Consider the following 13953-nt stretch of genomic DNA (forward strand, 5'->3'; position numbering starts at 1 on the left):
TGCGATCAGGCGATGGCCGGACCGGCGTGCACCACCGGGCGGACGAGCGCGACCGCCCCGGCTGTGCTCCTCGTGCCCGCCGACGCGTAGCCGTTGACGTGCAGCGAGACGCTGCGGATCGAGCCCGTGTCACCGCCGGCGACGTCGATCGCCTTGAACGTCCACGTGCCGTCGGCCGAGGTGCCGGCGAGCGGGGTCTGCGGGTCGATCGGCAGGTACGTGCCCGCGAACGGCGCGAACTGCGACCCGACCGTGCTCAGCAGCGCCGGGGCGCTGTCGTCGAACACGACCTGGCACAGGTTGTTGCCGCCGCTGCCGGCCCGCTGGAAAAGCGTGGCCGACGCGCCCGAAGGCGAGGTCAGCGTGCCGACCAGGTCCGCGACGTAGGTGTGGTCCAGGCCGACCGTGGTCGAGCCCTCGTCGGCGGTGCAGCCGGCCCCGTCGATCGAGACCGAGACCTTCGACGCGGCCCCGACGCCGCTCACCACCAGCGGTACCGAGGCGCCGAGCTGCGAGTTGTCCGGGATCGCGACCGGCGCACCGGTGTAGGAGAAGGTCTGCACCACCGGCGAGGGTGTGCCGACCGGCAACGCGAACGTGCTGGTCAACGGCGAGAACGAGCCGGCGAACGTCACCTTGGCGGACAAGACCACCGGCACGCCGAGGCCCTGCGTCGCCGGGACCGTGACGGTGAAGTCGTTCACGCCCGTCTGGCCCGGGCTGATCGTGCCGTACGACTTGGCGCGCGGCGCGATCGTGACGCCGGGCGTCGTCGTGGTGAGCACGACGCTCGTGGAAGACGCGACCCCGTCGCCGGTGTTGGTCACCGGCAGCGTCACCTTCGCGGTGTCACCGGGGTCGAGCGTGCTGCCGCCGTCGGGCCCGGTGACGGTGGGCTGCTCGGCCTGCGCGTAGGGCTGCGGGCTGGCGCCGGTGTAGGCGAGCACCTTGTCGGCGAGGACCACGCCCGCGCCGGTGAGGTTGTCACTGCCGGGCGCCTCGATGTCCACGGCGGTCGCGAGGAACGCGTCGCGAACGTCCGAACCGGACAGACCGGGGTTGCCCGAGAGCACGAGGCTCGCAATGGCGGCGGCGTGCGGCGCGGCGGCCGAGGTGCCGAAGAACGGGTCGAACCCGCCCACCGAGGTGCGCACGCCGTCGGCTGCGGTGATCTCCGGCTTGCCGCGGAGCTCGCCACCGGTCGAGGAAACGTTGCCCGGTGTGATGGGCGTGCCGTCGGCCTCGTAGAACATCCGGCGCGGGCCGTCGGAGCTGAACCGCTCGGCCTTGCTGGCCGAGGAGTACGCACCGGGGAACGGGCCGGTCGGGTTGGCCGGGTCGCCCGGCTCGAGGAGCCGGCCGAACGCGGCGGCCGCGGGTGCCGCGGCGACGGAGAACGCGTTGCGCGCCGAGGAGTGGCCGACCGTGACACCCGGGGTGCTGTAGGCCTTGAGGCCGTCGGCCGAGTCGCGGAACCGGCTGCCGAACGCCGTCAGCGAGAGGTAGCGGCCCTCGCCGGAGAACTTGACCACCGCGAGCCGCAAGCCGGTGCCGCCGAAGAGCGGGGTGGCCAGCTGCTCGTACGGGTCTTGGGTGCCGTCCTGCACGTCCTGGCTGAACGCGACGACGTTGCCCGCGGCGTCGAGCAGGTAGAGGTCGTAGTCGTCGCCCGAAGCGCCGAGCGGGTCGGACCAGTGCAGCGTCACGGGAATGTTCCCCGAGGACGCGTCGGAGATCGGCTCGAAGATCTGGTTGCCCGCCGCGCCCGCGAAGTTGTGCGCGGTGCCGGCGAACTTGCCGACCGACTTGCCCGAGTCGACGAAGTCGCCTTCCCAGTGGGCGGCAGTGCCGTCGGCGACATTGCCCTCGTTGCCCGCCGAGGAGAAGTAGAGCGCGCCGTCGGCGGTCACGTCGTTCACGGCCTGGGCGATGATCCAGTCCTGGAACGGGGATTCCTTGAAGTAGATGACGTCGTCGACGATCACGTCGCAGTGCTCGTCGAAGCGCAGCTTGCGGATGTTGTCGGCGAAGCTCGCGTCGGAGGTGAACGCCGAGGCGAAGCCGAGGGCGGCGTTGGGCGCGAGGTCGTGGATGATCTCGAGCATCGCGGTGCCCTCGTCGCCGTCGCCGGCCTGGCCGGGTACGACGTCGACGGCCGGCAGCTCGCCCTTGGCCTGCGAGACCTTGAGCGAGTCGACGCCGTCGGACAGCGCGCACGCCTTCACGCCGGTGCCCGTGACGCCGTACTGCCGGCGGGCGAGGTCGGCGTTGTGCGCGCGGTCGCCCTCACTGGTGATGGTGGCCGCGGCGGCACGCCGGCTCTTGGCCGCGAGCGCCTGGTTGAGCGCGGCGTCGAGGCGGGCGGCCTTCTGCTGTTTGGTCTCGACGGGAGCCGTTTTCCCCTGCCCCACCCCGGTTTCCAGCTCACGGGCGGTGATCGCCTGGTCGGCGGCCTCGACCCGCTTCACGTCGGCGCGCGCGGCGATCACCGGCAGTGCGGCCAGCGGCACTTCGGCGCGGATGCTCGCCGCCTTGTCCGACACGGTGCGCACGGCGGCGCCGGCCTTGCGCAGGTCGTTCACCAGCGCGTCGGACACCTTGGTGGCGCGGATGTCCACGAGCGCCGTGCTCGCCGTACCCGCCCCCAGCGCAGGTACGGCGGAGGCGCTCAGCTTTTGGGCACGCAGCTTCTGCGAGACGACCAGACGGCTGTCCAGTTTGGACTCCGCCTTGGTCTGCCCGGTCTTGATCGACTGCAACGCCGCGATCTGCTGCGCGGAGTTTTCGGAAAATGAGTCCGGTGTGGACGCTGTGGCTGCGCCCGCGACCGGCGGGGTGACGATGCCCAGCGCGGCGATCAGCGCCGCGGCCCCCGCGGTCACGACGGTCGCCCGGGATCTGGCTCTCGGTCTGAATCCGGCTCTAGTGGAACGGCTTCGACGCACGTGCGCCTCCGAATCTCGCACCGCGTGCCCCGACTCACGCTGGCCAACGCCGGTGATCACCGGCTGGCTCCAGCTAAGTGCCCGGGATAAATGGGAAAAAGCAGCCGTTAGGGTGATGTATGGCGGTAAATTTCCCATACCCGCCGGAGGTCGTAGGCCATTCAGCGGCAGCGCCGCTCCACATTGCCGAAAGCAAGGCCGGCTGAGCACGGCCTCAGAGCACGAACGAGTCCGACCACGGTTGCGCGGCGCGCCCGGACAGCGCGTCGAGCAGCGTCACGGCCTGCTTGTCGGTGAGTGATGCCACGAAGTCCACCACCGCGCGGCCGCGAGCGAGACTGCGCACGGCGTCGGCGCCCTCCACGCGTTCGCCGGTCGCGCCCACGAGCACCTCCGGCATGGTGCGGACCAGTCCGGCGTACTCGTCCTGTGCGAGTTCCACGAGGTCGTGCAGCCGGCGCGGCAGGCGGCCGATCTCTTCGCGGTCGAGCAGCCACGCGTCGAGCGCGTCGACGAGCGTGGTCACGAGGCTCGCCTGCCCGCGCTGGTGCAGCGCGAGGTCCGGACGCAGGAGCACGAACCGGCGGTGCACGAACTTGAGCACCTGCACCTCGTGCCACTGCGCGGTGCGCAGCGAGACGTGCCCGGAGCGGGTGGAGGGCGAGGACAGCACGAAGACGCCGTCGACGAGCCGGGAGGTCCAGTTGGCCGAGAACGCGGCCGTGGCCTGCTCGGCCTCGATCGAGCCGTCGAACCCGTTCTCCAGCAGGCCGTCGACGAGCTCCCGCTGCACGCGCCGGACCGCGGCGGCGAATGCGTCGTCGTCGGCGATCCAGCCGTCCTTGAGGTGCATGCGCCGGCGCAGCTGTTCGAGCGAACGGCCGGGCCGGCGCAGCTCCGCGGCGACCTGCTCGTCGTCGCGCGACGCGAGCTCCAACGCGTGGTCGAGCCACTCCCCCAGCTCCGCGGCCACCGGCGCGTGCTGCAGCACGCCGATGCGGTGGAAGTCCTGCAGGTCGTGGATCGCGTAGGCGATGTCGTCGGCGGTGTCCATCACCGACGCCTCCACCGTCTGCTGCCAGGGCTCGATGCGGCCGGTGAACGGGCCGCGCGCCTGCGCGAAGTCGTCGAGTTCGGTGGCGTAGGCGGAAAACTTGCTCGCGCCGGTGCCCGGTGAGCCGTCGGGCTCGGCCGCGCCGCGGGGAGGCGTGCGCATCGCCGCCGGGTGCAGCTCGGGGTAGTGCAGCCGCGCCCACGGGTACTTCAGCACCGCCGCGCGCACGGCCGCGGTGAGGTCGAGACCGATCGCCGACGGGCCGCGCACGTCGGTGGTGGTGAGGATGCGGAACGTCTGCGCGTTGCCCTCGAAGCCGTCGGCGAGCCCGAAGCGGTGGCGGGCGATGCGGTCGAGCGTCTGCTCGCCGAGGTGGCCGAACGGCGGGTGCCCGAGATCGTGGGCGAGCGCGGCCGCCTCGCAGACGTCCGGGTCGCAGCCGCCGAGCTTCGCGGCCAGCTCGGCCGACTCGCTGGCGCCGGTGATCCGTTCGGCGATCGCGCGGGCGACCTGCGCGACCTTGAGGCTGTGGGTGAGCCGGTTGTGCAGCAGCCCGGCGCCGCCGGCGCTGACCACCTGCGTGACCCCGCCCAGGCGCGCGAAGAACGGTGACGCGGCGATGCGGTCGCGGTCGATCCGGAACGGGCTGGTGGCGAGGTCCGTGAACCCGCCCACGGAGCTCGACGGGTCCCTTCGCGCGGCTCTGGGGTCGGTCTCGGACATGCGCTCCACCGTATCTGTCCGGCCCCCGGCGGACTCGCCGGATACGGCAGGATCGGACGGGTGAGCGACGTGCTGATCGCGGGTGGCGGACCCGCCGGGTGGGCGCTGGCGCGCGCCTGCGCCCGGCGCGGGCTTGCGACCACGCTCGTCGACGCCGCGCCGCGGGCGCCGTGGCGCACCACCTACGGCGCGTGGGCCGACGAGCTGCCCGGACTGCCGGGCGAGGTGATCGCGTCGGCACCCGGAGCGACGGTCGCGTTCGGCACCCGCGAGCACCGGCTCGGCCGCGGCTACCTCGTGCTCGACAACGCCGGCCTGCGGTCGTGGCTCACGGCGGCGCCGGTGACGGTGGTGACCGGGCGGGTCGCGCACGCCGAGCACGGCCGCCACGGCTCGACGGTGGTGCTCGCCGACGACCGCCGGCTCGCCACCGCGGTGGTCGTGGACGCGTCGGGGCGGAACCGGGTGCTGTCCGGCGGCCCGCCTGGCGGGCAGCGCGCCGAGCAGACCGCGTACGGCCTCGTGCTGCCGGCCGCCGACGCCGAGCGGCTGGTGCCCGGTGCTTCGGACACGGCCGTGTTCATGGACTGGCGCGACGGCGTGCCGAGCTTCCGCTACCTGCTCCCGCTCGGCGACGGCTCGGTGCTCGTGGAGGAGACGTCGCTCGCGCACCGGCCGGGCGTGCCGGTGGACCGGCTCGCCGCGCGGCTGCGGACCCGGCTGGCGGGCGCGGGGCTGCGGCCGCGCGGCCGGGAGGAGCGGGTGCGAATCGTGCTCGACGTGCCGCTGCCGAGGCGCGGCGCGGTGGTCCCGTTCGGCGTCGCCGCCGGGCTCGTGCACCCCGCCACCGGATACAGCGTCGCGACGGCGCTGCGGCTGGCTCCGCGGGTGGCCGCGGCGCTCGCGGGCGCGTTCGAGACGGGGCCTGCGGCGGCGGTGCGCGCGGCCCGCCGGACACTGTGGACGGCCGAGGCGCGGGCCGTGCATTCCCTGCGGCAGTACGGATTGCGCGCTTTGCGACGGATGTCGCCTGCCGAGCTCGCCGAGTTCTTCGACCTCTTCTTCGCGCTGCCGGCTCCCGTCCAACAGGCCTACACGTCGGGCCGGGAAGACCTGCCGGGCACGGCGGCGGCGATGGCCCGGCTGTTCCGCGCGGCGCCGCCGGCGCTGCGCGCGCGGCTCGCGGGCGGCCGGCCGAATACGATTCGGTAACGGCGGCGAAATCGGCGGCCGAATGCGCCGGCGCGCAGCCGGGAGCGCCACCACGTACGGAACCGGCGGGCCGAACGGGCAGGTTCGCGAATTCCGTATCCGAAACTTCTTCGGGTCAGTCGATCAATCTGCAGATGGAGGGACCCGCTGGTCACTGCGGCGAACCGGACCACCACGGACGGTGCGCGAGTTCGGGGGGCAGGATGAAGACGGGAATTTTCGCACTTCCGAACGGCCTGTGGAAATCCGTCCCGATCGGGTGATCGCTACCGATTTCGTTACGCCGATTCAGGTAACTCAGGTTCCGGCGCGGTGAACATCTGCTGACAACGGTTTCGTTTCCGCGCGAGAGGATGCGACGATCTTCGGGTGACGACGCCCCGTGCGGTCCGGTTCGCCTTTCAGCCGATGTACAGCCTGCACACCGGCGGCGTTGTCGCGTACGAAGCGCTCGCCCGCCCCGGCAAGGGCACGGCCCACGAGCTGCTCGCCGAAGCCCGCCGCGCCGGCCGCCTGGCCGAGGTCGACCTGGGCCTCGCCGCGGCCGCGGTGCGTCAGGAGGCCGAGCGGCCGAGTGCGCTGCCCCTGCACCTGAACATCTCCGCCCGCACCCTCGCGGCGGGCCCCGCCGCGTTCGACGAGCTGATCGGCGAGCTCGGCGCGGCCGGCCGCCGCACGCGTGACGTGGTCCTGGAGATCGGCCCGCCGTTCACGCACCTGCCCGGAGACCGGCTTCTGAGCGGTATGCGGGCTTTGTCGGAGCTGGGTTTCCGGCTGGCGCTCGACGGTCTCGGCCGCGGCGACCTGCCGCTGGCTCTGCTCGCGCAGGCGCCGGTGGACTTGGTGAAGCTCGACCGCAGCGTGCTGCGCGGCCTGCCGGACGAACCGGCTTCGGTCGCCGTCGTCGAGTCGCTGCTGCACTTCACGACGCGGACCGGCATCCGGCTCGTCGCGACCGGTATCGAGACCGGGCCGCAGCTGGACGCCGCGCAGAACCTCGGCGTGCGCATCGCGCAGGGCAACCTGCTGGCGCCACCGGCCGCGCACCGCAGCGCGCCGGCCGCCGGCGCCGTGGTGCCCGACGACCGCCGCTCGCCCGCGACGCCCACCGCGCCCCGCGTCGGCGACTTCCTGCGGCCCGCCACTACGCTGTCATCCGACGCGACCTGCGACGACGTGCGCGAGGTCCTCGCGGCGGCCGACGCCCCGACCGGCGTGGTCGGCGTCGACGAGCACAACCGTCCACAGTGGTCGGTGGACCGCACGCGGTTCCTGGTCGCGGTGACCGGCCCGTACGGCCACGCCCTGCACGCCAAGCGCCCGGCCGAGCGGCTGGCCGACAAGCCGCACACCATCGACGCCACGGCGAGCGCGCTGGAGTTCCTCGAACTGGTCACCGACGCCGACTGGGGCCGCACCGGCGACGACGTGGTCGTGGTCGACGGCGCGGGCCGGACGCTCGGCGTGGTGCTGGTGACCGAGGTGGTCCGCGGCGTGGCCGAGGCGAAGGTCGAGGAGGCCGTGACCCTGAGCCCGCTGACGCGGCTGCCGGGCAGCGAAGCCGTGGCGCGCGACGTCGAACGCCGCATCTCCACGGGCGAGCAGTTCGTGGCGGCATGGCTCGACGTCGACTCCTTCAAGTCCGTGAACGACAACGCCGGCTTCGCCGCGGGCGACGACCTCATCCGTGCCCTCGGCGAAACCCTCACGGGCCTCTCACGGCGGCTGACACGCATGCGCGTCAGCCACGTCGGCGGCGACGACTTCCTCATCGTCTGCGACGTCGACGAGATCGGCACCGTCGCCGCCGCCCTCCTCGACACGCGCTGGTCCGCCGAGGGCATGCCCGTCACCGTGTCGCTGGCCACCCTTGTCTGCGGCAGCGGCTCCATCGCCTCCTACCGCGACGCCTCCCGCCTGCTCGCCCCGCTCAAGAAGCGAGCCAAAGCGGTGCCCGGCTCGAGCTGGGTCCTGAGCCGTCCGGGCTCCGACCGCGTCGAAGTGCTCCGCGGCATCGGCCGCGACGTGGCGGTCAGCCGCTCGGCCTGAACAAGCGACCGACCTGGCCGGGGCGCGCAGCCGCGCGGCTGGGTTGGTCAGGGTTTCGGCGTTGCCAAGCCGGGCTCGCCTGCCGGGATTGCCCGGTCCGGCCGCGCCGGCGCAAGGGCCGAGCCGAACTGCCGCGGCCTGGCGTCGCCCGGTGCCAAACCCTCGAGCCGCGCGGTCTCCGACCGCAGCTCGGCTTCCCCGCGCGCGTCAGGCGAACCGTCGCAGGCGCCGGTCGGGTCGGCCCGGGCGTCGGAGTGACAAAGCAGGGCTCGTGAGTCCCGATCGCCCGCGCCCCGCCACGACGCAGGTCGAGCCGAACTGCCGCAGCGTGGCGTCGCCGGTTGCTCACTTGTGCCGCGCTCCGGCGCCCCGCGCCGAACCCGAGCCGCGTGGCCCCCGACCGCCTCAGGCGGCCCGTCGCAGGCGCGCGGCCCGGCTCGTCAAGGTTTCGGCGTCACGAAGCCCGACTCGTAAGCCCGGATCACCGCCTGGGTGCGGTCGCGCGCGCCGAGTTTGGAGAGGATGTTGCCGACGTGGGTTTTGACCGTTTGGAGGCCCAGGTAGAGGTTCGTGGCGATTTCCGTGTTGGACAGGCCGGCGGCCATCAGGCGCAGGACTTCGCGTTCGCGGTCGGTGAGGGCGGCGGAGGTGAGGCCGTCGCGGGCCGGGCCGCGGGGATGGGCGGCAGCGAGGCGGCGGATGGCGGCCGGGAACAGCAGGGATTCCCCGGTGGCCACCGTGCGGATGCCCGCGACGATCTCCTCGGGGCGGGCGCGCTTGAGCAGGAAGCCGCTGGCGCCGGCGAGCAGGGCGTCGTAGACGTAGTCGTCGTTTTCGAAGGTGGTCACCACGATCACCTTCGGCGGCGCGTCCACAGTGGACATCAGGTGCCGCGTCGCATGGATCCCGTCGACGGCGGGCATGCGCACGTCCATCAGCACCACGTCCGGACACAGGCGGCCGACCAGGCCCGGGACCTCGGCACCGTCGGCGGCCTCACCGACCACCGTGAGGTCCGGCTCCGCGTCGACGATCGCACGCAGGCCGGCGCGGATGAGCCGTTCGTCGTCGACCAGCAGCACGGTCACGTTCATCGGTTCCCCCACGGCACCGTCACCACGACCTCCCACCGGTCCCCCGCCGGCCCCGCCGCCCGCTTGCCACCCAGCAGCTGCGCACGCTCGGCCATGCCCCGCAGGCCGCGCCCACCGCGGGCCTGCGACGGCCGCGCCGGGCCCAGCGGGTTCGCCACCGTCGCGCACAGCTGCTCCGCCGACACCACCACGGCCACGCTCACCAGCACCTTGCCCGCGTAGCGCACGGCGTTGGTCAGGCACTCCTGCAGGATCCGGTACACCTCACGCGACACCACGGCGGGCACGGCACCCAGCGAACCCTGCACGTCGGCGTGTACGTCCGCGCCCGCGAGCCGCGTCGCCTCGACGAGCGCCGGCAGCGCCGCCAAGCCCGGCTGCGGGTTGCGCGCCCCAGCCCCCTCGCGCAACAGCCCGAGTACGTGGTCGAGGTCGTCCAGCGCCGTGCGCGCCGATTCCTCGATGGCGGTGAGCGCCTGCTCGGTGAACCCCGGGTCGGTCCGCAACGTCCGGCGTGCGGCCCCAGCCTGCACCGTCACCACGGACAGCGCGTGCCCCACCGAATCGTGCAGCTCGCGCGCGAGCCGGGTGCGCTCGGCCAGCTGCCCGGTCCGCCGCTCGAGCTGCGCGATGCGCTCGGCCGCCGACATCCCCAGCAACGCCCCCGCCACCCGCCGCAACAGCCCGCCGACGCCCCACACCACGTAGACCAGCACCAGGAACCCGGCCGCGAACGCCACGGGCAGCCACGCCGACCCCCACCCCCGGTCCACCGCGACGACCTCGGTGCCGTTGTCCACCAGCTTCCCCGTGAACACCGCGCTCACGGAAAACCCGAACCCGACCGGCACCGCGAGCGTCACGGCGCTCACCACCGCCCCGACCCCGACGTGCAGCACGAACACCACGCTGTACCGCGCCCGCGCCCGCAGGGTGGCCGGCCGCTCCGCCGCGACCTGGCCCAGCAGCTCCCGCACCGCGGCCGCCTCCAACACCCGCACCGCAGGCAGGAACGACGTCGCCGCCAGCACCACCACCGTCACCACGACCCCGACCACCGACGCCCACCGCAGCGACGTCACGAACGGCGCCAGCGACGGCACCACCACCGCCGCGAACAACAGGTACGGCACGCTGATCGCCCCGCCCAGGATCAGGTAGACCCACCTGCGATAGGTCACCCTGCTCACCACCGGCCGGAGAACTCTCACCCCCGGATCCTCCCAGCCGCTTCGCCGCCCCGCCTCCCTCCCCAGCGGGACCCACGCTCACAACCACTGGCAGAAACCCCACAACAAGCCGCAGCCAATGCCACGCCGAAAACCGCAGCCGAACTACACATCGCGCGGGAACGCCCAGCCCCTCCCCCGCCCCGATCCGAAGCCAAAACACGGTCACAATCAACGTTCGGGGCGCCTTCCCACACCCACCAAATCCTCAGTAAACCCCAGCCGTGACCCGAGTCCCCAATCCCTTCACACCCCCGAACCCGTTCCGCCACAACTGCTGCACCCTCGCCGCTTCCTGCGCACTCGGCTTGGCATTGGTGCACGAAGTCCCCGGCCCGTGCCCCGACATCAACTCCGAACAAGGCCCGTCGTAATCATCCGGCAACCCGAGATTGTGCCCCAACTCGTGCGCCGCGATCCGCGTCGGATCAAACCCTTCGGCCACCTGGGACGTATCCAGGTACACGTCCCCGTTCCCGTGGCCATCGGTCTGCGTGTACGACGCGCCACTGTGGATCTCGTGGAACACCACCGTCGCCCCGGACGAGCGCTTGACCAGCTTCACATCGGTCACCGCGGCGTTCCAGTTCGCCGCCCCCTGGTCGATCTGGGTCACGTAATCCGGTGCCCCACTCGACGTGTAGTACACCGTCGTGGCCGCGGCGGCCTCCGCGGCCGGCCCCGCGACCAGCCCGACACCCAACGGTGCCGCCACCGCCACCGCGATCGCCGCGATGCGCCCGAACCCGCGTGCCCTCATTCGCGTCTCCTTCGCCGAAATTGTCCGCTCCGGCCACCGGAAACCCGGCAACCGCGGTTCGCCCCACGACGTTAGGAGTTCACCAACCCACGGGCCACGTCCGAAAGTAGGTGACCCGGCACCGTCCGTCATCACGGTCCCCCGCGAGAGGGAGCGCGCTCCCGCCGCGGCTGGACCCGGCCGGCCGCGAACCCTGGTGTGCTCGGCAATCATGGAAACCCTGCTGGTCGGCCTCTTCGCCTATGTTCTCGTGCTGTGGCCGCTCGTCGCCGCGTCGCGGCGGGTGCTCGGCGTTCGGGTCGGGTACGTCCGGGCGCTGTGCGCGGCGGTCTTCGGTGGGGTCGTCGGCGGCCTGGTCGTACGGACCTTCCCGCTCACGGTGCAAACCAGCGCCGGCGCGGCGGTCGGGCTGCTCATCCCGCTGGCCGGGGGCACGCTGGCCGCGACGCTGCTGTTCCTGTTCGTCGCGGAGCTCGCCGCGCCGTCGGGGACTGCGCTCGGGCTGTTCGCGCACCTGCGTTCGGTACGCGCCCGCGCCGCGCGGGCCCGGCGCTACTCGCGGATCACGCGGGTCGCGATCCGCCACGGCCTCGGCGGGTACCTCACCGGGCGCCGCGAGCCCGGTCTCGGACCCGGCCGCCACGCCAAGCTCGCCCGGTCGCTGCGCCGCGCGCTGGAAGAGGGCGGCGTGACGTTCGTGAAGCTCGGCCAGCTGCTCTCCACCCGCTCCGACCTGCTGCCGCCCGCGTTCGTCGACGAGCTCAGCCGGCTGCAGGATCGTGTGGCTCCGGCGCCCGCCGAAGCCGTGTTCGCCCTGCTGCGCGAGGAACTCGGCGCCGAGTCGGCGGTCGTGTTCGCCGAGTTCGACCCAGAACCCCTCGCGGCGGCGTCGATCGCGCAGGTCTACGGCGCGCGGCTGCGCTCCGGCGCGGAGGTCGTGGTCAAGGTCCAGCGGCCGGGCATCCGCGCGCAGGCCGAACGCGACGTCGACATCGTCCGCCGTCTCGCCGCACTTCTCGACGAGCGAGCGGACTGGGCGCACGCCCTCGGCGTCGTCGACCTGGCGGCCGGGTTCGCCGACGCGTTGGCCGAGGAACTGGATTTCCGTGTGGAGGCGGCCAACCTCGAAGCCGTGGCGGCCCGACCCGTGGCCGGGTTGACGTTGCCGACCGTCCACAAGCACGGTCCACGGAACGCGTGCTCGTGATGGGCCGCCTCGACGGCAAACCCCTCTCGACCGCGGCGCCGGGCGAGCGTGAGGAACTCGCGCGGGCTTTCCTGCGCTGCCTGCTCGACCAGGTGCTCATCGGCGGCTTCTTCCACGCCGACCCGCACCCCGGCAATGTCCTCCTGCTCGACAACGGCACCCTCGGCCTGCTCGACTTCGGCTCGGTGGGCCGCCTCGACGTGGGCCTGCGCGCCGGCCTGCGGAGCCTACTGCTCGCCCTCGACCGCGGCGACCCGGCCGCGCTGCGCGACGGGCTGCTGGAAATCGTCGACCGCCCCGACGAGGTCGACGAGCAACGTCTGGAACGCGCGCTCGGCACCCTGCTCGTGCGCCACTTCGGCCCGGGTCGGGCACCGGGACTGGACCTGTTCACCGATCTGTTCCGTGTGGTCGCCGACTTCCGGCTCGCCGTGCCGCCGCCCATCGCCGCCGTCTTCCGCGCGCTCGCGACGGCCGAAGGCACCCTGGCCACGCTCGCACCCGGCTTCGACGTGGTCGCCGAATCGCGTTCGTTCGCCGGCGAGCAGCTCGGCGCGCGCCTGCAGCCCGAGACCGTGCGCGACGAGGTGCTGGCCCTGCTACCGGTCCTGCGCCGGCTCCCCCGCCGCGTCGATCGCATCGGCGCGGCACTCGAGGAGGGCCGGCTCTCGGTGAACGCGCGGTTGTTCTCCGACGAACGCGACCGCGACCTCGTGACGGGCCTCGTGCACGAGGTGCTGCTGGCGTTCATCGGCATCGCGACCGGTCTGATGGCCGTGCTGCTGCTGGGCAGCGCGAGCGGCCCGCGGCTGCTGCCGGACCTGACACTCAACCAGGTCTTCGGCTACAACCTGCTCGTGATCAGTGCATTGGTGGGCCTGCGGCTGCTCTTCGTCGTCTTCCGCCGGAGCGCGCGACGGTCACGATCAAGCCGATGAACCCGAGCAGGAACAGCGCGGCACCACCGAGGACCAGGTGCCGGGCCACGCGGAGGCCAGCGTCCGCAGTGGACGCTCCGGGTAGGCCGGCGTCGGTGAACGCCGTGGTGGGCTTGAGGGTCACGGAGGAGAAGACCGTGCCCCTCGCGACAATCACTCCATCCACTTTGGACACGGGGATCGCACCACCACCAGGTTCGTCGACGAATCTGCGGGAATCGATGGTGATGTCGCGTCTGTCGCCCGCGACGAAAATCGAGCCCGGCGGCACCTGCGCCGTGAACTCGTAGGCGCCGGCCGAGAGCGGCACCGCCGGATCGAGGTAGGGCTCGGTGACGGACTTGCCGTTCACCTGTAGCCGGTTGTCGGGCCCGCAGCAAACCACCCGGTCGCCGCCGACGGCGATCACGCGATCGAGGAGGTGGTAGCCGGGCGGTGAGTCGGGGAACGCGTCGATCTGGAACAAGACCAGGTCGCCCCGGTGGATCTCGTGACTCCCGGCCCAGTGGAGAACCATGGGCTCGCCGTCTGCGACCGTGGCTTCCATGGAACGTTCGCCGATCCGCACGGTGGTGTAGCCAAACAGCTTCACCACCCCGGCGCCCGCGAGCACGGGGCCGGCCACGACGAACACCACGAAAAGCGCCAGAAACGGCGAAAACCGGCGCGTGCGAGGCGGCGCGGCCGGGGGCGCCGGGAAGTCGGTCACGCCCCTCTATCGGGCGGGCCCCGGCGGCGTTAC

8 protein-coding genes and 1 pseudogene are annotated in these 13953 nt (G+C 72.7%); 3 read left to right on the forward strand and 6 right to left on the reverse strand.

Annotation, left to right across the window (positions count from 1 at the left end; genetic code table 11):
* Positions 1 to 5: 5 nt before the first annotated feature.
* On the reverse strand, positions 6 to 2882 hold the full coding sequence (locus AB0F91_RS10120) for a S8 family serine peptidase (protein ID WP_360596492.1): 2877 nt from the start codon (positions 2880 to 2882) through the stop codon (positions 6 to 8).
* A 277-nt stretch (positions 2883 to 3159) separates the two neighbouring features.
* A complete protein-coding gene (dgt, locus tag AB0F91_RS10125) occupies positions 3160 to 4722 on the reverse strand; it encodes a dGTP triphosphohydrolase (protein ID WP_360596493.1) in 1563 nt (520 codons plus the stop codon).
* Between the two features lie 60 nt (positions 4723 to 4782).
* On the opposite strand from dgt, the gene AB0F91_RS10130 reads away from it, so the two are divergent.
* Complete coding sequence (locus AB0F91_RS10130) at positions 4783 to 5934, forward strand: lycopene cyclase family protein (RefSeq protein ID WP_360596494.1); 1152 nt, start codon at positions 4783 to 4785, stop codon at positions 5932 to 5934.
* Positions 5935 to 6303: 369 nt separating this feature from the next.
* Positions 6304 to 7983, forward strand: coding sequence for a GGDEF domain-containing protein (locus tag AB0F91_RS10135; RefSeq protein ID WP_360596496.1), 1680 nt, complete (start codon positions 6304 to 6306; stop codon positions 7981 to 7983).
* A 440-nt stretch (positions 7984 to 8423) separates the two neighbouring features.
* On the opposite strand, the gene AB0F91_RS10140 is transcribed toward AB0F91_RS10135, so the two are convergent.
* From AB0F91_RS10140 to AB0F91_RS10150, 3 genes are all read right to left on the reverse strand, one after another.
* Complete coding sequence (locus tag AB0F91_RS10140; protein WP_360597067.1) at positions 8424 to 9077, reverse strand: response regulator transcription factor; 654 nt, start codon at positions 9075 to 9077, stop codon at positions 8424 to 8426.
* On the reverse strand, positions 9074 to 10288 hold the full coding sequence (locus tag AB0F91_RS10145; protein ID WP_360596498.1) for a histidine kinase: 1215 nt from the start codon (positions 10286 to 10288) through the stop codon (positions 9074 to 9076). The genes AB0F91_RS10140 and AB0F91_RS10145 overlap by 4 nt, the downstream gene beginning before the upstream one ends.
* Before the next feature lie 226 nt (positions 10289 to 10514).
* Positions 10515 to 11066: a snapalysin family zinc-dependent metalloprotease gene (locus AB0F91_RS10150; protein WP_360596499.1), complete on the reverse strand. Its 552-nt coding sequence runs from the start codon at positions 11064 to 11066 to the stop codon at positions 10515 to 10517.
* Positions 11067 to 11277: 211 nt separating this feature from the next.
* On the opposite strand from AB0F91_RS10150, the pseudogene AB0F91_RS10155 reads away from it, so the two are divergent.
* Positions 11278 to 13211 (forward strand): annotated as a pseudogene (locus AB0F91_RS10155) (AarF/UbiB family protein).
* Here the strand turns inward: AB0F91_RS10155 and lepB are convergent.
* Complete coding sequence (gene lepB / locus AB0F91_RS10160) at positions 13135 to 13920, reverse strand: signal peptidase I (RefSeq protein ID WP_360596500.1); 786 nt, start codon at positions 13918 to 13920, stop codon at positions 13135 to 13137. The pseudogene AB0F91_RS10155 and the gene lepB overlap by 77 nt on opposite strands.
* Between the last annotated feature and the right edge of the window lie 33 nt (positions 13921 to 13953).

Source organism: Amycolatopsis sp. NPDC023774 (assembly GCF_040639695.1).
Lineage (GTDB): Bacteria > Actinomycetota > Actinomycetes > Mycobacteriales > Pseudonocardiaceae > Amycolatopsis.